General features: G+C 40.4%; 21 protein-coding genes and 1 pseudogene. 19 read left to right on the top strand and 3 right to left on the bottom strand.

Features of this window, described 5'->3' with window-relative positions:
- The first annotated feature begins 10 nt into the window (after positions 1 to 10).
- Positions 11 to 322, top strand: coding sequence for a metal-sensing transcriptional repressor (locus tag DXB52_RS06170; RefSeq protein ID WP_015529301.1), 312 nt, complete (start codon positions 11 to 13; stop codon positions 320 to 322).
- A gap of 59 nt (positions 323 to 381) precedes the next feature.
- On the top strand, positions 382 to 2,979 hold the full coding sequence (locus tag DXB52_RS06165) for a heavy metal translocating P-type ATPase (RefSeq protein WP_118106760.1): 2,598 nt from the start codon (positions 382 to 384) through the stop codon (positions 2,977 to 2,979).
- 83 nt (positions 2,980 to 3,062) lie between these two features.
- Here the strand turns inward: DXB52_RS06165 and DXB52_RS06160 are convergent, their stop codons facing one another.
- Positions 3,063 to 4,331, bottom strand: coding sequence for a dihydroorotase (locus DXB52_RS06160; protein ID WP_117542020.1), 1,269 nt, complete (start codon positions 4,329 to 4,331; stop codon positions 3,063 to 3,065).
- A 168-nt stretch (positions 4,332 to 4,499) separates the two neighbouring features.
- On the opposite strand from DXB52_RS06160, the gene glf reads away from it, so the two are divergent.
- The 5 genes from glf to DXB52_RS06135 all read left to right on the top strand — a co-directional run bounded on the left by glf (position 4,500) and on the right by DXB52_RS06135 (position 10,607).
- Positions 4,500 to 5,600, top strand: coding sequence for a UDP-galactopyranose mutase (gene glf / locus DXB52_RS06155; RefSeq protein WP_015529304.1), 1,101 nt, complete (start codon positions 4,500 to 4,502; stop codon positions 5,598 to 5,600).
- A gap of 158 nt (positions 5,601 to 5,758) precedes the next feature.
- The gene (locus DXB52_RS06150) at positions 5,759 to 6,775 is read left to right on the top strand and encodes a hypothetical protein (protein ID WP_118106759.1); all 1,017 of its coding nucleotides are present in this window, start codon (positions 5,759 to 5,761) and stop codon (positions 6,773 to 6,775) included.
- Positions 6,776 to 7,250: 475 nt separating this feature from the next.
- On the top strand, positions 7,251 to 7,955 hold the full coding sequence (modB, locus tag DXB52_RS06145; RefSeq protein ID WP_118106758.1) for a molybdate ABC transporter permease subunit: 705 nt from the start codon (positions 7,251 to 7,253) through the stop codon (positions 7,953 to 7,955).
- Positions 7,956 to 7,958: 3 nt separating this feature from the next.
- Complete coding sequence (locus DXB52_RS06140) at positions 7,959 to 9,017, top strand: sulfate/molybdate ABC transporter ATP-binding protein (protein WP_118106757.1); 1,059 nt, start codon at positions 7,959 to 7,961, stop codon at positions 9,015 to 9,017.
- 222 nt (positions 9,018 to 9,239) lie between these two features.
- A complete protein-coding gene (locus tag DXB52_RS06135; protein ID WP_118106756.1) occupies positions 9,240 to 10,607 on the top strand; it encodes an MATE family efflux transporter in 1,368 nt (455 codons plus the stop codon).
- Here the strand turns inward: DXB52_RS06135 and DXB52_RS06130 are convergent.
- Together DXB52_RS06130 and DXB52_RS06125 are read right to left on the bottom strand one after the other, a co-directional pair.
- The gene (locus DXB52_RS06130) at positions 10,595 to 10,909 is read right to left on the bottom strand and encodes a hypothetical protein (RefSeq protein WP_118106755.1); all 315 of its coding nucleotides are present in this window, start codon (positions 10,907 to 10,909) and stop codon (positions 10,595 to 10,597) included. The genes DXB52_RS06135 and DXB52_RS06130 overlap by 13 nt on opposite strands.
- Before the next feature lie 123 nt (positions 10,910 to 11,032).
- Positions 11,033 to 12,103 (bottom strand): ABC transporter substrate-binding protein, encoded by a 1,071-nt coding sequence (locus tag DXB52_RS06125; protein ID WP_118106754.1) that lies wholly within the window; start codon positions 12,101 to 12,103, stop codon positions 11,033 to 11,035.
- 137 nt (positions 12,104 to 12,240) lie between these two features.
- On the opposite strand from DXB52_RS06125, the gene DXB52_RS06120 reads away from it, so the two are divergent.
- The 12 genes and pseudogenes from DXB52_RS06120 to DXB52_RS06060 all read left to right on the top strand — a co-directional run.
- The gene (locus DXB52_RS06120; protein ID WP_181989170.1) at positions 12,241 to 12,387 is read left to right on the top strand and encodes a helix-turn-helix domain-containing protein; all 147 of its coding nucleotides are present in this window, start codon (positions 12,241 to 12,243) and stop codon (positions 12,385 to 12,387) included.
- 394 nt (positions 12,388 to 12,781) lie between these two features.
- Positions 12,782 to 13,277 (top strand): annotated as a pseudogene (gene dfrF / locus DXB52_RS06115) (trimethoprim-resistant dihydrofolate reductase DfrF).
- Between the two features lie 104 nt (positions 13,278 to 13,381).
- Positions 13,382 to 14,038 (top strand): hypothetical protein, encoded by a 657-nt coding sequence (locus DXB52_RS06110; RefSeq protein ID WP_002303420.1) that lies wholly within the window; start codon positions 13,382 to 13,384, stop codon positions 14,036 to 14,038.
- Positions 14,039 to 14,219: 181 nt separating this feature from the next.
- A complete protein-coding gene (locus tag DXB52_RS06105) occupies positions 14,220 to 14,750 on the top strand; it encodes a dihydrofolate reductase family protein (RefSeq protein WP_002303421.1) in 531 nt (176 codons plus the stop codon).
- Between the two features lie 398 nt (positions 14,751 to 15,148).
- Positions 15,149 to 16,363 carry an XRE family transcriptional regulator gene (locus tag DXB52_RS06100; protein WP_009243662.1) on the top strand — a complete coding sequence of 405 codons (1,215 nt, stop codon included), beginning with the start codon at positions 15,149 to 15,151 and terminating at the stop codon, positions 16,361 to 16,363.
- A 985-nt stretch (positions 16,364 to 17,348) separates the two neighbouring features.
- Positions 17,349 to 17,558, top strand: coding sequence for a hypothetical protein (locus DXB52_RS06090; RefSeq protein ID WP_002303258.1), 210 nt, complete (start codon positions 17,349 to 17,351; stop codon positions 17,556 to 17,558).
- A 111-nt stretch (positions 17,559 to 17,669) separates the two neighbouring features.
- Positions 17,670 to 19,283 (top strand): recombinase family protein, encoded by a 1,614-nt coding sequence (locus DXB52_RS06085; RefSeq protein WP_009243663.1) that lies wholly within the window; start codon positions 17,670 to 17,672, stop codon positions 19,281 to 19,283.
- Between the two features lie 64 nt (positions 19,284 to 19,347).
- Positions 19,348 to 20,094 (top strand): transcriptional regulator, encoded by a 747-nt coding sequence (locus DXB52_RS06080; RefSeq protein ID WP_237985236.1) that lies wholly within the window; start codon positions 19,348 to 19,350, stop codon positions 20,092 to 20,094.
- 33 nt (positions 20,095 to 20,127) lie between these two features.
- Complete coding sequence (locus DXB52_RS06075) at positions 20,128 to 20,766, top strand: methylated-DNA--[protein]-cysteine S-methyltransferase (RefSeq protein WP_055147406.1); 639 nt, start codon at positions 20,128 to 20,130, stop codon at positions 20,764 to 20,766.
- A gap of 173 nt (positions 20,767 to 20,939) precedes the next feature.
- A complete protein-coding gene (locus DXB52_RS06070) occupies positions 20,940 to 21,896 on the top strand; it encodes a ketopantoate reductase family protein (RefSeq protein WP_118106752.1) in 957 nt (318 codons plus the stop codon).
- Positions 21,897 to 21,933: 37 nt separating this feature from the next.
- Positions 21,934 to 22,194, top strand: a complete 261-nt coding sequence (locus DXB52_RS06065; protein ID WP_015529502.1) for a hypothetical protein — start codon at positions 21,934 to 21,936, stop codon at positions 22,192 to 22,194.
- Between the two features lie 141 nt (positions 22,195 to 22,335).
- Positions 22,336 to 23,082, top strand: a 747-nt coding sequence (locus tag DXB52_RS06060; protein ID WP_147343354.1) for a HipA domain-containing protein, incomplete at its 3' end; no start/stop codon positions are given.

Genomic DNA, 23,082 nt, shown 5'->3' with positions numbered 1-23,082 from the left:
GAGAAATACAATGGAAGAAAAGAAAGTCTGTCCGGGATGTTGTCACAAGACAAAGGATCGACCGGAAAAAGAATATAAAGATCTGATGAATCGTCTGAGTAGAATTGAAGGACAAGTCAGGGGAGTTCGAAGGATGGTTGAAGAAGGCGCGTATTGTCCGGATATTCTGATTCAGGTATCTGCGGTGAATGCAGCTCTGAATAGTTTCAATAAAGTGCTTTTGGCAAACCATATCCGGACCTGTGTGGCAGATGATATCCGGGATGGAAAAGATGAAACGATTGACGAGCTCGTGACGACACTTCAGAAATTGATGCGATAAAAGATCTGAAGAGAGATCCGGCACAAAAAGTCCGGATCACAACTTGAAGGAGGAGTAAAATGAAACAATATAATGTGACGGGAATGAGTTGTGCAGCCTGCAGTGCCCGTGTTGAGAAGGCAGTTGGGAAAGTCCCCGGAGTTGAGAACTGTTCAGTCAGTCTTCTGACGAATTCCATGGGAGTGGAAGGCACAGCAACAGTAGATGCGGTCATTGCGGCTGTTGAGGAAGCTGGATATGGGGCAACGTTGAAATCTGCAAAGAATGAAGGGCATGGGATGAATCAAAGTGAGCAGAACTGTGCGGAAGATGCGTTGCAAGACAGGGAGACACCGAAGATGAAAAGGCGTCTGATCGCTTCTTTGTGTTTTTTGATTCCGCTCATGTATCTGTCAATGGGGCATATGATGTGGGGCTGGCCACTTCCGGTATTTCTGGAAGGGAATCATGTGGCGATGGGGCTGGCGCAGCTCCTGTTAACGACAATCGTTATGGTGATCAATCAGAAGTTTTTTATCAGTGGATGGAAAGGCATGATTCATAGAGCACCAAATATGGATACGCTGGTTGCACTTGGTGCAGGTGCATCTTATGGATATAGCGTGTATGCATTATTCGCTATGACAGCAGCGCAGACGGCAGGCGATATGGATCATGTGATGGAGCTGATGCATGAATTTTATTTTGAATCAGCAGCAATGATTTTAACGTTGATCACAGTCGGAAAGATGCTTGAAGCGCATTCAAAGGGAAAGACAACAGATGCATTAAAAAGCCTCATGAAGCTGGCACCAAAGACAGCAACGATCCTGCGTGATGGAAAAGAACAGGAAGTTTCGATTGACCAAGTGAGAAGAGGAGATCAGTTTGTTGTAAGACCGGGGGAGAATATTCCGGTGGATGGAATTGTTCTGGAAGGAAACAGTGCAGTAGATGAAGCTGCCCTGACCGGAGAGAGTATACCGGTAGATAAAGCAGAAGGGGATAAAGTGTCTGCGGCTACAATGAATCAGTCAGGTTTTCTGCGCTGCGAGGCGACGAGAGTTGGTGAGGATACAACATTATCACAGATTATTCAGATGGTAAGTGATGCGGCAGCAACAAAAGCGCCAATTGCCAAAGTGGCAGATAAAGTTTCAGGAGTATTTGTTCCGACAGTTATTTCTATTGCAATTGTCACAATGATCGTATGGCTGCTTGTCGGAGAGTCTGTTGGATTTGCACTTGCAAGGGGAATTTCTGTTCTGGTGATCAGCTGCCCGTGTGCATTAGGTCTGGCCACTCCGGTTGCAATTATGGTTGGAAATGGAATGGGAGCGAAGAATGGAATCATGTTTAAGACAGCTGTTTCGCTGGAAGAGACAGGAAAGACGGAGATTGTTGCGCTGGATAAGACAGGAACGATCACAAGCGGAGAACCGAAGGTGACGGATCTGATCCCTGCGGACGGAATGACAGAACATGAATTATTATTTTTTGCAAACGCATTGGAGAAGAAAAGTGAGCATCCGCTTGCCCGGGCGATTCTTGCAAAGGCAGAAGAAAATGGGGAAGCAGGGCAGAAAAGTGAAATCACACAGTTTCAGGCAGTTCCGGGAAATGGTCTGTCAGGAAAACTTGGAGAGGACCGGCTGTATGGAGGCAATTTCAAATTCATTTCTGACAAAATGAAGATTTCTGCCAGCATAAAAGAACAGGCAGAACAGTTGGCTCAGCAGGGAAAGACACCGCTGTTTTTTGGAAAAAACGAGCAGTTCCTTGGTATGATCGCAGTTGCGGATGTGATCAAGGAAGATAGTCCACAGGCAGTGAAAGAACTTCAGAATATGGGAATCCATGTTGTTATGCTGACCGGAGATAATGAGCGCACAGCGAAGGCAATTGGTGAGCAGGCAGGTGTGGATGAAGTGATCGCAGGTGTTCTTCCGGAAGGTAAAGAACAGGTGATCCGCAAGCTGAAAGAAAAAGGAAAGGTTGCGATGGTAGGTGACGGTATCAATGACGCACCGGCACTGACCAGGGCAGATATGGGAATTGCCATCGGAGCTGGGACAGATATTGCAATCGATGCAGCGGATGTTGTGCTGATGAAGAGCCGGTTAAGTGACGTGCCGGCGGCAATCCGTATGAGCCGTGCAACATTGCGCAACATTCATGAGAATTTGTTCTGGGCATTTTTCTATAATGCGATAGGAATTCCACTGGCAGCAGGAATCTGGATCCCGGTCTTTGGTTGGAAATTAAATCCGATGTTCGGAGCGGCGGCAATGAGCCTGTCCAGTTTCTGTGTAGTGACAAATGCATTGAGACTGAATCTGTTTAAAATGTACGATGCCAGCAAAGACAGAAAAAGAAAGATGAAAAAGGTAGAAACAGCAGAAAATACTGTTTCAGATATTGTCTTAACAGACAAAAATGAGTCAGAAAACAAGGAGGAGACAAAAATGACAAAGACAATGAAAATCGAAGGAATGATGTGTGGACACTGTGAGGCGGCTGTGAAGAAAGCTCTCGAGGCACTTGAGCAGGTTGATACAGCAGAAGTCAGCCATGAGGCCGGAACAGCAGTTGTAACACTGAATTCCGAAATCAGTAATGAAGTGCTGAAAAAGACAGTCGAAGACAAAGATTATACAGTAACAGCGATCGAGGATTAATGAGCAAAGAAGAGGTTCCCTGCGGAAATGAAAGATTCTGCAGGGAACCTCTTAGATTATAAAAATAATGTAACAGTTACGTATTAGTCCTTGTATACAATCTTTCCATCACAGATTGTATATTTTACTTTTCCATACAATTCCCATCCGGTAAATGGAGAATTGGAAGACTTAGAGGCATAAGTCTCAGGAATCCATTTCTCATTCGGATCAAACAGTACAAGATCAGCTGCTTTCCCTTCTGTGACAGAACCGCACGGAAGGTGATACAGGTTGGCAGGATTGATCGTCATCTTCTCGATCAGCTGGCTTAATGTCAGGTGTCCCGGACGTACAAGGGAAGTAATTCCGAGAGCAAGGGAAGTCTCAAGACCAATAATACCGCTTGGTGTTTGGGTGATAGGACGGGATTTCTCTTCCGTACTGTGTGGCGCATGGTCTGTAGCAATCAGATCGATCGTACCGTCTTTGAGACCTTCAATGATAGCAAGACGATCCTTTTCTGTACGAAGCGGCGGGTTCATCTTGGCAAGAGAGCCGTATTTTAACACAGCTTCATCTGTCAAAGTGAAATGATGCGGAGTTGCCTCTGCATGTAGATTTGCTCCCATAGCTTTAAAGGTGCGTACCAGTTCAACGGACTGTCCGGAGCTGATATGCTGGATCACGACCTGTGCACCGGAACGAAGCGCCAGCAGACAATCTCTGGCAACAAGAGATTCTTCAGCAATCGAAGGAGATCCGTAGATGCCCAGCGCATCAGATACAGGTCCGTGGTTGATTCCGTTTGTTTCAATAAATGCAGGATCTTCTTCATGAAGACTGATCGGAAGGTCAAGTGCCTTCGCCTCTTCCATTGCCTTATAGAGAAAGGCAGCATTCTTAAGAGGAATTCCGTCATCTGTGAATCCACAGGCACCGGCAGCGGCAAGTTCTTTCATAGAAGTCATTTCCTCACCTTTGAGTCCGCAGGAGACAGCAGCAGCCTGGAAAATATGGATGTCTTCCAAAGCCTCCCGTTCCATCAGTTCTTTGAGAACCGGAACAGAATCGATGACCGGTGAAGTATTTGCCATACAGATCACGGAAGTAAATCCACCGGCAGCAGCTGCAAGAGATCCGGTATGGAGATCTTCTTTATAAGTAAATCCGGGATCACGGAAATGAATGTGTGTGTCAACAAGTCCTGGAGAAATCATAAGTCCTGCAGCATCAAGCTCATCCTCTCCATTTTCAGGTGTCAGAGTTCCGGCATCTGCGAGTGTCTGGATCAGACCGTCTGTGATGCGAAGGTCGACAAGACGTTCTGTATCAGATGCAGGATCAATTAGAAAACCATTTTTTATAAGCATAATTCATCCTCCTTTTGCTGTTAAGTATACCGTATTTTTGATAGAGATTCAAATTTATTAGAAAATGTGTTATCATAAACGCACCGTAACATGAAAAAAAAGAGGGCAGAAAGGTTATCTCTGAATTTTACCGGATCCAGACAATCGTTCTGCGGAAAGAAGGAGTAAATGAAAGAATACGATTATCTGATTGTCGGAGCAGGTCTTTATGGAGCTGTCATGGCACATGAATTAAAGAAAAAAGGGAAGAAATGTCTTGTGATTGACCGAAGAGATCATATTGCAGGAAATATTTACTGTGAGGACATAGAAGGAATCCATGTACATAAATATGGTGCACATATTTTCCATACGTCTGATAAAAAGATATGGGATTACATGAATCAGTTCGCGGAATTTAATAATTACATCAATTCACCGGTAGCAGTTTATAAAGATGAACTTTATAACCTGCCATTTAATATGAATACATTCAGTAAGATGTGGAATATCCGTACACCGCAGGAAGCAAAAGAGATTATTGAAAAACAGCGCAAAGAGACAGGAATCACAGATCCACAGAATCTGGAGGAACAGGCACTTTTTCTTGGCGGAAGAGATATCTATGAGAAGCTGATCAAGGGTTATACAGAGAAACAGTGGGGAAGAAAGTGTACAGAACTTCCGGCATTTATTATTAAACGTCTGCCATTCCGCTTTGTTTACGATAATAACTATTTCAATGACAGATATCAGGGAATTCCGGTTGGCGGTTATACAGCAATCGTTGAGAAGATGCTGGAAGGGACAGAAGTTCGTACAGGGATTGATTTCTTTGAATTCAGAAAAGAGAATCCGGAGATTGCAGAGAAGATTATTTTTACGGGAATGATCGATGAATATTTTGGATATCAGCTGGGAGCATTGGAGTATCGTTCTGTCAGATTTGAGACAGAAGTTCTTGATTGTGAGAACTATCAGGGAAATGCTGTTGTCAATTACACAGAGCGTGAAGTTCCGTATACAAGAATTATCGAGCATAAGCATTTTGAGTTTGGCAAACAGGAGAAGACAGTTATTTCCAGAGAGTATTCATCAGAATGGAGTGTTGGTATGGAGCCATATTATCCGGTAAATGATGAGAAGAATAATGCATTGTTTGAAGAATACAAGAAGCTTGCAGAAAAGGAAGAAAATGTAATCTTTGGCGGACGACTGGGAGATTATAAATATTATGACATGGATAAAGTTGTTGCCGCAGCTCTTGACAGACTGGAAGAATTCAATTAATATGAGAGTCACACTTCAGTCGTTCTGACTGAAGAATCAGGAAAGATTCTGAAGAGTAGTTCGTATCAGATTCTGATAATTTTCAATTGGACAGGTATTGTATCGTGTGCGGTGTGGGGCCGCACACGTTTAGATGACAGATTGCAGTAGAATTAAATATGGAAAAAATGTATGAAGTACTTCGCTTCGTGGAAAAAGGAACCGAATGCCAGCCAAGTATCGATTGCCTGCAGGGAGAACTTTTGATTTATTATCTGCGGGATAATACACAGTTGGATAAAGCGGTGTTGTTTGAATGGTTCCGACAGATTGCCGGAGAAATAAGAAAGTATCAGCAGTCGAGACGTGGGCAGAATTATCGTTGTCTGACCCCATATAGTATTGTTGTGACAGAAGAAGGAGAATTGCTGCTTTTAAATCCGGATGCACAGGAAAATGAATTTGTTATGAAGAAGATGCAGCAGAAAGCGGTGAGAAGTCATTTTATCCGCCCGACAGCGTCAGGAAGCAGGAAGAATTGTTCGGTAGATTTGTTCGGATATGGTAAAATTTTGCAGTTTTTACTGGCATATACAGAGCAGATCCCGGAACTTAGCAGAAGCGAAGAACGCAGATTGGAGAGGATCATTGAACGTTGTACCGGTGGAGGAAGGCGGCATTATGATAAGATCAGCCAGGTGATACGTGATCTTCCGGAGGAACGCGAGGAATGGAATCCGGAACAGAAGCTAAAATTTCGGAATGTCAAACTGGCGGTTCTTTTATTTGCTACCGGGGCAGTAATTGCGGCAGCAGGAATCGGGATGAGCCGAGGAAGGGAAGGTAACAATACAGTTTTGAAAAGTGAAACAGCAGTGCAAGATCAGAAACCAGACGATGCAAAAACAATACCGGGGGAACTCAGCGAAACTGAACAGGACAGAAAAAAAGCACTGGAAGATCTGAAATGGAAGAAAGAGATGGAAGAACAGGTTCAGGAGATTCTGGAATCGGTCAAAGCATGTGAAAAAAAGATAGAAGAAACGACGAAAGAAGAGAATAACGGGGAAAACAAGGAAGAAACAGAGCAAACGGCAGAACAGCAAACAGAGGAAACTGCAGAAAAATCTGTAGAAGAGGAAATACAACAGGAAACGAAACAAGAAGTGATAAATGATCCGGTTGTTCCGGAATAAGAAAAAAGTCTCCATAAAAGGGAGGATGCCGGGTAACCATTTACTGGTTCCCGGCATGTATTATGAAAAAGTTTATTCAAAGTTTTTTGTTTTTTCCTTTGATGCTTATAGTATATGTGAGAGAAATGAAGAAAAAGTGATAAGAAGATGAAAGATTTTTAAATGATAAATGAACAAATTATGAACGACAGATGTAGTTGAAAATAACGGTTTAAAAAAGAATAGCAGTGTGGTATTCTACATCTAAAGAGAACTTGGGAAGTTACTGTTCACTCCCGTGTCAATCACTCCGCTGATTGCACGGAGGATGCGTGTTTTGACTTGAATGCATCTCGCCCCATCGCCAAAGGCGATTTAAAATGGCGAGATGCGTTGCTGGTCGCACATCGTGTGAACAGTAACAGCAGAGGCTGCCAGAAATGAAAAGTTTCGGACAGCCTTTTTCTTATAGTTGTAAAGGAGAGTGAATGATAGAATGGATGAAATGATGGAAATCCTGAAGAATCTGGACTGGAGCCCATTATTTATTTCAATAAAAACAGGAATCGTAGCTACGATATTTTCCTTTTTTCTTGGAATCTATGCGGCACGCAAGGTTGTGAAGACAACTCCGGGGAAAAAGGCTATTATAGATGGAATACTGACCTTGCCAATGGTACTTCCGCCGACAGTGGCCGGCTTCTTTCTGTTATTGATCTTCAGCAGGAGAAGACCGTTTGGAATCTTTTTATTTGAAAATTTTGGAATCAAAGTAGTACAGACATGGCTTGGATGTATCATTGCTGCCACAGTAATTTCATTTCCGCTGATGTACAGAAATGCTCGTGCTGCTATGGAACAGATCGATGTGAATCTGATCTATGCAGGAAGAACACTTGGTATGTCAGATACAGAAATCTTCTGGAAGGTGGTGATCCCGACAGCCGGTCCGGGAATCACATCCGGAACAATTCTGACATTTGCCAGAGCACTCGGAGAATATGGAGCGACATCTATGCTTGCAGGAAATATTCCGGGAAAGACAGGAACGATCTCGCAGAAGATTGCAATGGTCATTCAGGACGGAGATTATATGACAGCAGGTGTGTGGGTTGCGATTGTCATGGTGATCGCATTTCTGGTTATTTTCCTGATGAATCTGATCTCAGGCAAGAAAATGAAAAATGTCAAGAGGTGGTAAGAGATGGCGATAGAAGTAAAGATTCAGAGAAAACTGAATACATTTGAGCTGAACATAGACTTTAAAAGCGATTCTAAACGAATCGGAATCCTCGGTGCATCCGGATGTGGAAAGAGCATGACATTAAAGAGTATTGCAGGAATCGAGCCGCCGGAGAGCGGATTGATCAAAATTGAAGGAAAGACAGTTTACGACAGCGAAAATAAAGTGAATTTAAAACCGCAGAAGCGTAACATTGGCTATCTGTTTCAGAATTATGCACTTTTCCCTACAATGACGGTGGAAAAGAATATCGCCGCCGGATTAAAAGGGAAAAAGCAGGAGAATGCAAATCGTGTACGTGAGATGATTGAGAAATTTCAGCTGACAGGACTGGAAAAACGATTCCCGTCGGAACTTTCCGGAGGTCAGCAGCAGAGAGTCGCACTAGCAAGAATTATGGCTTATAAACCGGATGTGATCCTTTTAGACGAACCGTTTTCAGCACTTGATATGTATCTGAAGGACCGTCTGCAGCAGGAATTACTGGAGCTTCTCAATGACTACGAAGGTACTGTAATCATGGTTTCTCACAGCAGAGATGAAGTGTACCGGCTCAGTGAAGAACTGCTGATCATCGATCAGGGGCAGATTGTGGCAGCAGGGAAGACGAAAGAATTGTTCCAGAATCCGCAGAGAAAAGAAGCGGCACGGCTGACTGGATGCAAGAATTTCACAAGAGCAGTTTATGTGGATGATCATACCGCAGAACTGACAGACTGGGGGATTACGTTGCGTACAGAGCAAAGAAATATTCCGGAAAATATCAACTATATCGGTTATCGTGCGCATGATTTTGTTCCGGTCTGGGGAGGATGTGGAAAGAATCAGATTCCATTTCTATTAGAGAGTAAGGCAGCACTCCCTTTCGAAGATAATTATTATCTGAAACCTGCAAATGAAGAGGCAGATCCGCCTGTGATCTCCTGGTTTGTACAGAGAGAGAATCAGGAGAAGATCCGGGAAAAAGGACTGCCGGGTGCGCTGGAGCTGGTGGAGGAAGAAGTGCTGTTCCTGGAATAGCATCTTCCCATATAGATGATTTTTGAGTGAACCGTTACGTTTTGAAAGAAATGTAAAAACTCCTTTTCAGGATATTTACATCAGGGAAAAACTAGTATATAATAAGCACGTTTTTCAAAAACACATCCCGTCCGTTGGTTACGAAACAATTCTTGTGAACAGTAATCACGAGGGATGTGTTATGTATGTAGTCACTGATAAATACGGAAAAGGAGGAGCAAAATGAAATCAGTACAGAATGATATGACTGTTGGAAGCCCAATGAAGATGATCTTAAGTTTTACATTTCCCATCTTTCTTGGAAATGTCTTCCAGCAGTTTTATAATATGGCGGATGCTGTGATCGTAGGTAAGTTCGTTGGAACGAAAGCACTTGCCGCGGTTGGAAGTACAGGAACAATTATGTTTCTAATCTATGGATTTGTGGTTGGAATGACAGCTGGATTTACTGTTCTCACAGCACAGAAGTTTGGTGCGGGAGATATGCAGGGGATGCGGCGCACCGTTGCAGGGGCAGGAATCCTTTCGTTGTTGATCGGACTGTTTCTTACGGTTACCTTTATGTTATTTATGAAACCACTTTTGCATCTGATGAATACTCCGTCAGATATCTTTGCAGATGCATATAAGTATATTATGATCGTCAGCGGAGGAATCCTGGCGCAGATGCTTTATAACTTGTTATCCAGTATTTTAAGAGCACTGGGGAACAGTAAGATTCCATTATACTTTCTGATTATCAGTGCGTTGCTGAATATCGTGTTGGATCTGTTTTTAATCATTGTGTTTCAGATGGGCGCACCGGGTGCGGCAATCGCGACGGTAGTAGCACAGGGCATATCAGGTGTACTCTGTCTCATTTACATTATGTGGAAGATTCCGCTTCTTCACCTGAAAAAGGAAGACTGGCATGTTGGCGGACAGATTTATGCGATCCAGTTAAAGATCGGACTTCCGATGGCATTGCAATATTCTATCACGGCAATTGGAACTATGATGGTTCAGTCTGCCCTGAATATTTTGGGATCTACGCTTGTGGCGGCATTTACTGCGGCAAGTAAGATTGAGCAGGTTGTGACACAGGCATATGTAGCGATGGGAACAACAATGGCAACTTACGGAGCCCAGAATATCGGAGCCGGAAATGTACCGAGAATCCGTCAAGGTTTCAAGGCGTGTACAATTCTTGGTATCGGTTACTCTCTTGTAGCAGCAACATTTATCATGACAGTAGGAAAATACATGACCTATCTGTTTGTCTCAGAGGATGTGGATATTATCATGAGTTCTGTGGATATCTATCTGAAATGTATCGGACTTTTCTTTATTCCGCTTGCAATTGTGAATATCTACAGAAATGGAATTCAGGGACTCGGTTACGGCCTGCTGCCGATGATGGCCGGTGTTGCTGAACTGATCGGAAGAGGTGTGGTAGCATTGATCGCAGCGAAGGAAAGAAGTTACCTTGGAGTATGTCTGGCAAGCCCGGCAGCATGGGTGCTGGCAGGAGGTCTCCTGATCGCGATGTATTATTATATTATGAATGTTCATATGAAGAAGATGTTTGGGGATTATAATCAGAAAGTCTGATGATTCACAATGTGCATTGCATCGCGACTCGCATTCAACCATTTGGATTTCTCAGTTTCAAAGCGTTCGAAAAGCCAGGCAATGGCTTCATCCATTCCTTCATCGGAGAGCGGAAATGTCTTCTGTTCTTTCTCTTCTTCCGGTGTATCTTCAAAGCACCACGGTTCTGGATAAATGAATACGGTGAAGGTTGTGCTGCTTTTTCCGTCATCTCCGCGAAAGAAATAGCGCATTCCGTGATGTGTACCTGAAAATGGTTCTTTCTTAAGTCCCCCGTAAGGAATCAGTTTTTTATCAATCATAGTAATACAATGTCCTTTCGAAAAAAGTAATTTGTTTTGTTATTGCGTTTTTGAAAAAAGGAAGCCAGAAGTCTGGCTTCCTTTTTATTATAGTGGAATGCGTTTTCTTCTGCAAGAAATGATTTATTCCATCGCTTTTTTGGCAAATTCAGTTGTGACAAGTTTTTCATAAGGAGCGCGTGAATCCAGTTCACCGGCACTTTCCAGAATATCCTGAAGTAGCTCGAAACTCTCTTTTTCAAATATAAGATCTGCTTTCCAGGTGTCCTGTGTATAATAACGGTTTACAATCGCTGTGATGGTTTTAAGGTCTGTTTCAGGAAATTGTGGGGCAATCACGGAAGCAATCTCCTCTGGCGTGTGAATCTGAACAAAATCCATACCTTTTTGAAGCGCATTTGTAAAGGATTGGATAATCTCAGAATGTTTGTCGAGATAGCTCTTCTTTGCGCTGTAGGCAGTGTAAGGAACATAGCCGCTGTCAGTACCAAGTGAGGCTACAACATATCCTTTTCCTTCCATTTCCAAAGCGGTTGCACTTGGCTCGAATTCAACAGTAAAGTCTCCACTTCCCTCTGAAAAGGCGGCAGCAGTGGAACCAAAATCAATTCCCTGGTTGATGTCGAGGTCTGTTTGTGGATCAATTCCATTTTTCTTTAAAATATATTCAAATACCATTTCCGGCATACCACCTTTTCTACCACCAAGAACATCTTTCCCCTTTAAATCAGTCCACTTAAAATCTTTCATCTCTTCTCTGGCAACAAGAAAATTACCGGCGCGCTGAGTCAGTTGGGCAAAGTTGACGACAGAATCGTTAGCACCTTCGTTATATGTGTAGATGGATGCTTCTGATCCCATGAATCCAATATCAGCTTCACCGGAGATGACAGCAGTCATTGTCTTGTCGGCTCCAAAACCAGTTACGAGAGTGAGTTCAATTCCCTCATCTTCAAAATATCCATTTTCAATGGCAACATACATAGGGGCATAGAAGATAGAATGGGCTACCTCGTTCAATGTCACAGAGACAGGAGCAGAACTGGTATCTGATTTGGTTGTGTTGGAGCCGGTTTCTGTTGTGTCGATTTTGGAATTTGCATCATTATCTTTGGAAGAATCAGAACCGCAGGCTGATAACAGTCCAACAGTCAGAGCAGAAGCGAGTATTATGGAAATCAATTTCTTTTTCATAAATCCTCCAGAGTGATATAAGATTCTCGTTTAAAATATGCAAGAAAAAAGAATAGGTGTCAAATTCTACTCCAAAGGGGTGTTCATTTTGGGAAATATCCTTTATGCTTAGTGTAAACAGAAAGTAGGTGAAATGTATGGATCTTGTTAAAATTGGAAAATATATTGCAGGGAAACGGAAAGCCCTGGGAATGACGCAGAAACAGCTTGCAGAAAAATTAAATATGAGTGACAAATCAGTATCAAAATGGGAACGAGGTGTTTCCCAAACAAAAAGATATTAAGAAACAGCCCATGTTTACCTGCTTGCAAACAAAAGAATATTGCTACTAGACTAAGAGATACTACATAAGTGTGTTGGTATCTCTTTTTTGTTGCCGTGAAACAGCAGACTATTTCATTTCTGCTTGATTACCTTAAAACTTATTAGTCTATGGTTTGTCAAGGGCTTGTTGCGTGAGAAATGCTGAATATCACCCTTTACAAAACATAGGCTGATAAGTAACTTTTCAAAAGCAGAAAAGAAATGGCAATGCTTATAACAATATGATATAATGCAGATGAAGACAAAAAAGGAATTTGTCGAGCTGGTTAGTTCGAGATAATTTTGAGTTTGTTAAGATGTGGTGCACTTGATGGAATCACAGGTACGACATCATATTATGGAGGATGAAATAGATGATAGGTTTGATTGTTGCGAGGTCAAAGAATAATGTTATAGGCAAGAATGGTAATATACCATGGAAAATAAAGGGAGAACAAAAGCAATTTAGAGAGTTAACAACGGGTAATGTGGTTATTATGGGGCGAAAGTCTTATGAAGAAATCGGTCATCCGTTGCCTAATAGAATGAATATTGTTGTTTCCACCACAACAGAGTATCAAGGAGATAATTTAGTTTCAGTTAAATCATTAGAAGATGCATTATTATTGGCTAAAGGACGAGATGTATACATATCTGGTGGATATGGACTATTTAAGGAAGCTTTGCAAATAGTAGATAAAATGTATATCACAGAAGTAGATTTAAATATTGAAGATGGAGATACATTCTTTCCAGAATTTGATATCAATGATTTTGAAGTTTTGATAGGGGAAACACTTGGTGAGGAAGTGAAATATACGAGAACATTTTATGTAAGGAAAAAATGAATTGAGTAAATTTTGGATTTAGGGTGTTTTCATAAATATATTGCTTTTTATGCATATATAAATTGTTGTAAGACAAATTCCAGTTTGTATGGGGCGATAAAATCAGAATTTGAGAGAGGATTGAATATGAATAAGGAATGGTCTGAACTTAATAAAACAATGCAGGCACAAATAAAAAAGAAAGATACTTATAAGAGGGGTATTGATACTTTACTTACTTTACGAAGTCAGTTAATACAAACCTTAGTATCTTTCAAAGAAGAATTATGCAGAGAAGATTTTAACTCAATCCCCTTCATAAACGCTGATGGTTATCATAGTAAGACGATTGCTTATTCTATTTGGCATATTTTCCGCATTGAAGATATAGTTGTGCATACAGTGATAAATGAAGATGAACAAGTATTTTTTGCAGGCAATTATCAAGAGCGTATCAATTCACCTATCATTACAACAGGAAATGAACTCATGAAACAGCAGATTGCAGACTTTTCAAAACAGCTTAATCTGGAAGAATTATATTTATATATTTTCGAAGTATGGGAAAGCACTGAGAAAATGCTTGAACGGTTATCTTATGATGAATTGAAAAGAAAAATACCGAAAGAAAGAAAAGGATACTTAGAATCGTTGAATGTAGTAAACGACAATGAAAAAGCAATTTGGCTGATTGATTATTGGTGTAATAAAGATATTTGTGGACTAATTCAAATGCCGTTTTCAAGACATTGGATTATGCACACAGAAGCCTGTTTGCGTATAAAGAACAAGATACATTCATAGGCAAAAATTTCAGTTTGTAGAACTAAGGAAATTGGAATTTAAGGAGGAATAAAGTATGGTTAGTGATTTTATAAGAGCAGCATTTCCATGGATTTTAATGGGTTTATTTGTAGCAATCAGTTGTTCCCTTATGAGTAAAAAAGAGAAATAAATTCCTGTTTGTATTTATAAAAGAGAAAAAATGAGAAAAGTAGTTTTATTTATTGCCATGAGCCTTGACGGATATATTGCGGACGGTAATGGTGGAGTAGCTTGGCTAAATGGTCATGGAAATGACAATGAAAACATCGACACTTATACAGAATTTACCAAAGATATAGATACTGTCTTAATGGGGTGGAATACTTCTCATCAGGTTGTTACTGAACTTTCTCCGCAAGAATGGGTATATAATAAATTTACAACTTATGTATTAACACATAAAGAGTGCAATTCTTCCCAACAAATTCATTTTACAAGTGAAAATCCTGTTTTATTATTGGAACGGCTAAAACAAGAAGCAGGAAAGGATATTTGGATTTGTGGCGGAGCAAATCTTGTTCAGCAGTTGGTAAGCAAAAATATGATTGATAAATATTACATTTCTGTTATTCCTACTCTGTTAGGAAATGGGGTTCGTCTTTTGGGCAACATAGACAGGGAAATAAAGTTAAGGCTTTGTAAAACACAGACTTATAACGGAATAACCGATTTGATTTATATGCGTAGATAACTAGAGAGAAACAGAAAAGCTGTTAAACCGACGGAGCGATCCGACCACGTTGCGGGAAAATCCTTAAGATTTTTCCGCCATGCTTGCAAGGGGGCGGTTCGCTTCGGCGGTTCGGCGAGCTTGCGAGCCGTTCAAAGCCCCCGTTATCTAACAAGGGGGGCACAAAAAACAAGAGTCAATATACATTAACAAGCGGAAAACGCTGTATTTACAAGGCGAAACTGCATTTTACATGGTGTGATATAAATTATGCCATTATCACTTGGGAAAATTGAACAAGACATAGGAAAGACAGTTGATTTCAAACGAGAAATTGATTGTCTTTTTCTTTTGCAGAAATTTAAGTATAGGCAATTATCAAATACGGTAGTTGCTTTTTTGATTGGAGGAATTTTAGAATGAATGATAAAAACTTTATTGAAGAACTAAGACAAAAGCGTGAGGAATACGGAGTAACACAAACAAGGCTTGCTGTTGCCTGTGGTATCAGCCGTGAATATTACAACCGCATTGAAAAAGGGAAACAGCCATTGAATGACGAATTAAGAGAAGTCATAGAAAAACAGATTGAGCGTTTCAATCCGCAAGAACCACTATTCTTATTGATTGATTACTTTCGTGTCCGCTTTCCTACTACGGACGCATTGGCGATTATCCGTGATGTATTACAACTGAAATCTGATTATATGCTTTATGAAGATTATGGAAAATACGGATATGAAAGCAAATATGTACTTGGCGACATCAATATCATGTGTTCCATGCAGGAGCATTTAGGTGTTTTATTGGAACTGAAAGGCAAAGGCTGTCGGCAAATGGAATGTTATCTGCTGGCACAGGAACGCTCATGGTATGACTTCATGCTGGATTGTATGACGGCTGGTGGTGTGATGAAACGGCTTGATTTGGCTATCAATGACCGAGCAGGAATATTGGATATTCCAAAGTTAAAGGAAAAATACAAGGCTGGCGAATGTGTTTCCTATTTTCGTATGCAGAAAGATTACAGCGGTACAGAAAAATGCGGTAGCGATTTACCAAAGAATACAGGAGAAACCTTATATCTCGGTTCAACAAGTAGCGAATTATATATGTGTGCTTATCAGAAAAATTATGAGCAGTATGTCAAGAATGGCACAGAAATTGAAGATACGGAGATTAAGAACCGTTTTGAAATACGCATGAAGAATGAACGAGCCTATTATGCGGTTGTAGATTTACTGACCTATCGGGACGCTGAACGCACCGCTTTTTCTATCATCAATCATTATGTCCGCTTTGTTGACAGAGAGGACGACAAGCCAAAAAGTCAATGGATAACAAATGATGATTGGGCATGGTTTGTAGGGGAAAACAGAGAGCCGATACGCTTAACCACAAAGCCAGAGCCTTACACTTTACAAAAAGCGTTGCATTGGCTACAAAGACAAGTTGCACCAACAATAAAAATGGTACAGGCATTAGACAGAGAAAATCATACAACGATACTGAAAGATATGATTGAGCAGGCAGAACTTAAAGACAAGCATAAACATTTATTACAATTAGAGAAATCAACCATAGAAGAACGTATAGATACCGCTGTTCCACAAGAGAATGACGGTATTTTTTAATGTAATTGAAAAATTTCAGATTTAGTCAGCAAAGAGCTGTTTTCATTCCCTATGTGAAGTGAAAGAAGAAAAATAAATTTTTTATTAAATCTGCAACAAAACGGCTACTTGCGTACAGATATGGTGCGAGAAAAGGAAATCTAAACTTTTTTTGAAAATAGGTCATTAAATCGGGGCTTGCTGTCCCTATATGAAGTGAAAGAAGAAAAAAGTTTTGAAAAAATGACGGAAATTCGTGATTAGTGGACAGTGTTCTATGAAAAGAAGAAAAGCATCATCATTTTGTATTCAAACAGGCATTAGCAGTTGAGTGTTGATGTGAAAAGAGGAAAATACTTTATTCTAAACTTAACAATTTAAGGTTTCCGTTCCCTATATGGTGCAAAGAAAATATTTCATTCTATTGTTGGCAGTAACGGTATGGTTGGGTAGTTAGGGTGTGAAAAGAAAAATAATCTTTTTTCGTCATTAACTTAGCAAAATGACAATGTCTATCCCTATATGGTGCAAGAAAAGAAGTTAAAATTTTTCCATTTCAACTTAGCAAATGGACGTTTGCTGTACAGATAGTAGTGAAAAAGGAGAAAATCAACCGTTGATTGCCAAAATGAACCGTTCCATTTGTACTAATAACGGAAAAAGTTTTGGATTTTGGTTACGTTTCCCCTCTTTTCCAACGCGGTATATAGGAAAGATGATTTTCTTCTTTCTTGTTCTTTGACAACTGAATAAAGCAATTCAATACGTTTGACAGACAGCGAGCCGTTGAAACAAATACGCCACGACCTTTCCCCTGCAAGAGCGAGCGAAAACCTATTTGTGTTCTTATAAAAGATTTGTCCTCTTTTATCGCCATGACCTGTACTGTCAGATAATGATACTCCCGTACAGCCACAGCTTGAGCGTTCAGAGCGTCGCACGCAATGGGTACGGCTACATAAGAACTATGCAGAGGTGGAACTCCTGTGGGCTATGACAAAAGCCGTTGAATTGCTTAGAAAGATTTTACAGAAAGGGGGTATGTGTTATTGATAATGCTGTAAAAACAATTCAAAAGAAAAATGGCAAGTGTGGCATTGGCAACAGAGGAAAGACAAAGATTGTAGTAAAAGAGCATTTTTCCGAAAAGGGCAAAACAATGGAAGAACTTCTAACTGATGTCATGCTGGAAAAAGCAAAGCAGACAATCGCATAAAATCAGTGCAGTTGTAAGAAATAGATTGAATGACAAAAAGTACCCGTGTTATACTTTACTTGCAAGCAGGTATTGTAAACACGGGTTAGTTATAAAGGAGGATAACTGACAATGAAACAACAGATTTACAATACTGCACTTTATCTTAGGTTAAGCCGAGATGATGAATTACAGGGCGAAAGTTCCAGCATTACCACACAGAGAAGTATGTTGCGTTTATATGCAAAAGAACATCATTTGAATGTCATTGATGAATATATTGATGACGGCTGGTCGGGAACAAATTTTGACAGACCGAGTTTTCAAAGAATGATTGAGGATATAGAGGCAGGAAAAATCAACTGTGTTGTAACGAAAGACCTTTCCCGTCTTGGCAGAAATTATATTATGACAGGACAATATACAGAATTGTATTTCCCTAGTCATAATGTCCGCTACATAGCGATTGATGACGGTGTAGACAGCGAAAAAGGCGAAAGTGAGATTGCACCATTTAAGAACATCATCAATGAATGGGTGGCAAGAGATACAAGCCGTAAAGTCAAATCAGCATTTAAGACAAAGTTTGCGGAGGGGGCTCATTACAGTGCTTATGCTCCGTTAGGATATAAGAAACACCCTGACATCAAAGGAAAACTGTTGATTGATGATGAAACAAAATGGATTATTGAAAAAATCTTTTCCCTAGCCTATCAAGGTTACGGAAGTGCAAAAATCACAAAGCAGTTAAGAGCAGAAAAAGTTCCGACAGCGTCATGGCTAAATTTTACAAGATACGGTACTTTTGCACATATCTTTGAGGGAAAACCCGAAAGTAAGCGTTATGAGTGGACGATTGCTCATGTCAAGGCGATATTGAAAAGTGAGGTTTATATCGGAAACAGTGTTCACAATATGCAGTCTACGGTATCGTTCAAGAGTAAAAAGAAAGTGCGTAAACCCGAAAGTGAATGGTTTCGAGTAGAAAACACTCACGAGCCGATTATTGACAAGGAAGTGTTCTATCGTGTGCAGGAGCAGATAAAATCAAGACGCAGACAGACAAAGGAAAAGGCAACGCCGATTTTTGCAGGGCTTGTCAAGTGTGCGGATTGTGGCTGGTCTATGAGATTTGGAACGAATAAGGCAAATAAAACGCCTTACAGTTATTATGCTTGCAGTTACTACGGGCAGTTTGGCAAAGGTAATTGTTCTATGCACTACATTCGTTATGATGTGCTGTATCAAGCCGTATTGGAACGCTTGCAGTATTGGGCTAAGGCAGTACAGCAGGACGAAGAAAAGGTATTGAACAAGATACAGAAAGTCGGCAATGCAGAGCGAATACGGGAAAAGAAGAAAAAGGCAAGTACATTGAAGAAAGCCGAGAACAGACAAAATGAGATTGACCGTTTATTTGCGAAAATGTATGAAGATAGAGCCTGTGAGAAGATAACAGAGCGAAATTTTGTGATGTTGTCCAGCAAGTACCAAAAAGAACAGATAGAACTGGAACAGCAGATAACAAGCCTAAGAGAAGAACTAAGTAAAATGGAACAGGATATGATAGGTGCTGAAAAGTGGATTGAGTTAATCAAGGAATATTCCGTACCAAAGGAACTGACAGCACCATTATTAAATGCCATGATAGAAAAAATCCTCATACATGAAGCAACAACGAATGAGGATAACGAAAGAATACAGGAAATTGAGATATATTACCGATTTATCGGAAAAGTTGAGTAATCAACAAGAGTAATATTTTTAACTAAGGGAAACCGGCGTTTGCTTACCTGATGTGTCGGTTTATATGGAACTATGTGAGATATTGGGAATCAGCATAAATGAATTTCTTGCAGGGGAGGATATTGACGCAGAAAATGTAGAAAAAAAGTCAGAAGACAACATTATACAAGTTACGAAAGATAGTAAAAAGAAACAGAAAAATTTAAAGAGCATTTTAGCAGTGGTAACGACATTTGCAGTAATCATGGTTCTGGTTTTAGGAGCAGTTTTCGTTCATAAGGTGATGCAGCCGAAGAATTATATTACAGCAGTTGACCGGACAAGTGCAGAAATGAAAACCGCAGAATTATTGTCGGGAGCAGATGGGGCATATCTTTTTAATTTTTATGCAAAAGAAGAGTATAAGACATTGACAATTTATTTGTCAGAGTATCAGGCGGGAGAATTGATTAATAAAAGTAAAGTGGCAGATTTGGACTATGATGGGATCGAATCGGCTAAAAGAGGTGTGATTGCTGTGATACCGGATTTTGAATTGTTTCGAGTGAAATTGATCATAGCAGACGATTATTCTAAATGTTCTACAGATTTTCCGATTCTGGAAAATGTAGAAAACAGAGAATATTATGGAAGAAGTGCGACACAAGTGGAAGGTGAAGTTCCGATTCAGCGGGATACAGAACAGGGTCTGATGGCATTGATTTACGGAGAAGATGGATTGGAAGCAATTCCGGTAAAAGAAATGGAGCAGGGAAATTTTAGGGAGAAGAATGATTATGTCTATTATCTGTCCTTCCGGTTTGGAAAATAATTACGTAAATGAAAATATGAGAGGTAAGATGAGATGAAAACAAGAGAAGAAGCTGCTGCCTATGGATTAACTTTCCCGGACAGCTATGAAGACAGGCCTTTTAAAGACCAACGATGGCAGGTGATCCGTGTAAAGCCGGGGAAAAAGATATTTTTGTGGATTTACGAAAAAGACGAATTGATCCATTTGAATGTAAAGACGGATTCGAGATGGAGAGATTTCTGGCGTGCAGCGTATCCATCGGTAATTCCGGGATATCATCAGAATAAAGAGCATTGGAACACAATTATTCTGGATGGATCTGTTCCGGACAAGGATATTGAACGGATGATTGGTGAGAGCTATGATCTTGTGACAGACAGTCCTACAAAAAGAATTTATGAAGCTGTAAAACGGATTCCAAAAGGGCATGTGGCAACCTATAGACAGGTTGCGAAGATGGCAGGAAATGAAAAGATGTCAAGAGCAGTTGGAAATGCGCTTCATAAGAATCCGGATCCGGATCACATTCCATGTTTCCGTGTTGTGAATGCGAAAGGCGAGCTTGCCGGAGCATTTGCATTTGGCGGAGCAGATGTACAGGCAGAGCTTTTGAGAGAAGACGGTGTGGAAGTAGTAGATGGAAAGGTTGATCTGACAAAGTATCAGATAGCGGATCTGATGGAAGAGTAAGATAGTACTGTTTCTTTTGGGAAAGATAGTGTATAATACTTACGAGTGATTGCTGTTCGCAAAGTACTGCGAACAGCATCTTTGTATAGTGCAAAGAGCAGGAAAGAATACATCATTATGGTTTTGTTTTTGAAGGGAAAAAAGTGTTGATCAGATAAGAAATGGAGAAATGAATGAAAATTAAGAAAGTGGCAGTCCTCGGTGCCGGAGCAGTAGGCTCTTATGTAATCTGGGGATTATCGAGCAGAAATGACATAGAGCTTGGAGTGATCGCAGAAGGAGAACGAGCAGAGAGACTGAAACAGAATGGATGCACAATTAACGGAAAAATATACCATCCCGAAGTATGGAATCCCGGAGAAACAGACGCTGTCGATTTACTGATTGTTGCATTGAAGTATGGCTCACTTTCGGCGGCATTGGAAAGTATCCAGAAAGCAACCACGGAGAATACGGTAATTATGAGTCTGATGAACGGGGTAGACAGTGAAGAGATTATTGCAGAAAAAGTAGGAGTGGAGCATCTTCTTCCGGCAGTGATCAAGGTCGCTTCACATAAGGAAGAAGATGGATATCATTTTGATCCTGAGACAACAATCGGAATTATTTTTGGCGAACTTACTGCACCTTACGATAGTGATCGCATCAGGGCAATCGAAGAACTGTTCAAGGATACCGGAATCCATTTCCGGGCGACAGAGTATGCAAGAGAAGAGATGTGGAGCAAGTTTCGGCTGAATGTCTGTAACAATCTGCCACAGGCAATTCTCGGCGCGGGAGTTGGATGTTACCGTGACAGTGTGCATATGAAGGCAATCAGTGATGGACTGAAAGGAGAACTGGAAGCAATTGCACATGCGAAAGGAATCGATCTGAGTAAGACTGAGGCGTCTTCCGGGCGTGGAAGTGCAGTACCACCATCTGCGCGTTATTCTACTTTGCAGGATTTGGATGCAGGAAGACACACAGAGATTGATATGTTTTCAGGTGCACTGATCCGTATGGGAAAGGAACTTGGAATTCCGACACCGTATAATGAGTATACATATCATATGATTAAAGCACTAGAAGAGAAAAATGACGGACGGTTTAATTATACAGGAGATGAAGAACCGACCTGGTCAAAATAATAGAGTGATTCATGACAACAGAAAGGACAATAAGAAAATGAAAGAATTATACGAAGCAATCGAAGCAAAAATTAAAGCAAGCGGTTATCCGAGAGCAATCTCCGGAGAAGATGTATACAATGACATCTGTGATCAGATTGACGGAAAAGAGAATGGAAGTTATGTATTGTTATCCAAGTTCGAAGATGATGTGATTTTTGAGTATCATATCACGATTCAGGATGAAGATTTCAACCTGGGGATTTTGACAATGCGAACACCGGAAGGCGTGTTTGAGACAGATTTTGATGCGGAATAATGTGGAATAAGAAAGCTGTAGATTGTTCGAGTTGACAATTTACAGCTTATTTTTTGGGAAAAGTATCAAAATAAAAATACACCCTATTGACACTACAAAACGTAAAATGTTATGATGGGAAAAAGAGAGGTGTGAAGAAAAATGGATTATTCAAAATATAAATCAAGTGGTCGATATTATACAGGTGCTGAAAGAAAAAAAGGGATTTTGATTCAGGGAGAGCCTTATATTGTGAAATATGCTAAGAATTCACCACAGGGATTAACTTGCAGTTATTTATCAGAATATATCGGTTCACACCTTTTTAGAATAGCAGGAATAGAAGCTCAGGAAACATTTCTAGGAAAATGTGATGGTCTTCCTGTAGTGGTGATGAAGGATTTTATTGGTGGTGATGAAATTTTCGTGCCGTTTAATGACGTGGGAGACAGTACTTTAGAACAAAGCAGAGAAAGATATAAATACACATATGAAGACATCATGCTCATGTTGGAAGAGAATATGAAGCTTACTAATGTAGAAGAGACAGTGCGGCATTTTTGGGATATGTATTTGATCGATGCCTGGATTGGGAATTTTGACCGACATGGTTCAAACTGGGGGTTTTTAAAGAAAGATAATCGGTACCGTATGGCTCCGGTCTACGATAATGGATCTTCTTTATTTCCACGCCTGAATACAGATGAAAAACTTTCAAAAATAATGGAATCAAAAGAAGAGATGGAGAAAAGAGTTTATCAATTTCCAACATCACAGATTTTATTAAAAGGGCAGAAGAGTTCGTATTATGAATTGATTAATAGTTTACATTACAAAGAATGCAATGAGGCACTAATTAGAATAAAGCCAAGAATTAATATGACAAACGTTGAAAAAATGATTGATTCA

This window comes from Ruminococcus sp. OM04-4AA, assembly GCF_003462585.1.
Taxonomy (GTDB): Bacteria; Bacillota; Clostridia; order Lachnospirales; family Lachnospiraceae; genus Mediterraneibacter; species Mediterraneibacter faecis.
Note: the sequence above shows the minus strand (reverse complement) of the source record. Positions and strands in the feature narration are given on the sequence as shown.

Bases quoted from the DNA above. Each gene is read 5' to 3' on its own strand.
- DXB52_RS06110 (WP_002303420.1), top strand. From the start codon at position 13,382: ATGAATAAGGAATGGTCTGAACTTAATAAAACAATGCAGGCACAAATA.
- DXB52_RS06105 (WP_002303421.1), top strand. From the start codon at position 14,220: ATGAGAAAAGTAGTTTTATTTATTGCCATGAGCCTTGACGGATATATT.
- DXB52_RS06150 (WP_118106759.1), top strand. From the start codon at position 5,759: ATGGAAAAAATGTATGAAGTACTTCGCTTCGTGGAAAAAGGAACCGAA.
- DXB52_RS06160 (WP_117542020.1), bottom strand. From the start codon at position 4,331: ATGCTTATAAAAAATGGTTTTCTAATTGATCCTGCATCTGATACAGAA.
- DXB52_RS06165 (WP_118106760.1), top strand. From the start codon at position 382: ATGAAACAATATAATGTGACGGGAATGAGTTGTGCAGCCTGCAGTGCC.
- DXB52_RS06075 (WP_055147406.1), top strand. From the start codon at position 20,128: ATGAAAACAAGAGAAGAAGCTGCTGCCTATGGATTAACTTTCCCGGAC.
- DXB52_RS06130 (WP_118106755.1), bottom strand. From the start codon at position 10,909: ATGATTGATAAAAAACTGATTCCTTACGGGGGACTTAAGAAAGAACCA.
- glf (WP_015529304.1), top strand. From the start codon at position 4,500: ATGAAAGAATACGATTATCTGATTGTCGGAGCAGGTCTTTATGGAGCT.
- DXB52_RS06140 (WP_118106757.1), top strand. From the start codon at position 7,959: ATGGCGATAGAAGTAAAGATTCAGAGAAAACTGAATACATTTGAGCTG.
- DXB52_RS06080 (WP_237985236.1), top strand. From the start codon at position 19,348: ATGGAACTATGTGAGATATTGGGAATCAGCATAAATGAATTTCTTGCA.
- DXB52_RS06125 (WP_118106754.1), bottom strand. From the start codon at position 12,103: ATGAAAAAGAAATTGATTTCCATAATACTCGCTTCTGCTCTGACTGTT.
- DXB52_RS06120 (WP_181989170.1), top strand. From the start codon at position 12,241: ATGGATCTTGTTAAAATTGGAAAATATATTGCAGGGAAACGGAAAGCC.
- DXB52_RS06070 (WP_118106752.1), top strand. From the start codon at position 20,940: ATGAAAATTAAGAAAGTGGCAGTCCTCGGTGCCGGAGCAGTAGGCTCT.
- DXB52_RS06170 (WP_015529301.1), top strand. From the start codon at position 11: ATGGAAGAAAAGAAAGTCTGTCCGGGATGTTGTCACAAGACAAAGGAT.
- DXB52_RS06065 (WP_015529502.1), top strand. From the start codon at position 21,934: ATGAAAGAATTATACGAAGCAATCGAAGCAAAAATTAAAGCAAGCGGT.
- DXB52_RS06100 (WP_009243662.1), top strand. From the start codon at position 15,149: ATGAATGATAAAAACTTTATTGAAGAACTAAGACAAAAGCGTGAGGAA.
- DXB52_RS06135 (WP_118106756.1), top strand. From the start codon at position 9,240: ATGAAATCAGTACAGAATGATATGACTGTTGGAAGCCCAATGAAGATG.
- modB (WP_118106758.1), top strand. From the start codon at position 7,251: ATGGATGAAATGATGGAAATCCTGAAGAATCTGGACTGGAGCCCATTA.
- DXB52_RS06085 (WP_009243663.1), top strand. From the start codon at position 17,670: ATGAAACAACAGATTTACAATACTGCACTTTATCTTAGGTTAAGCCGA.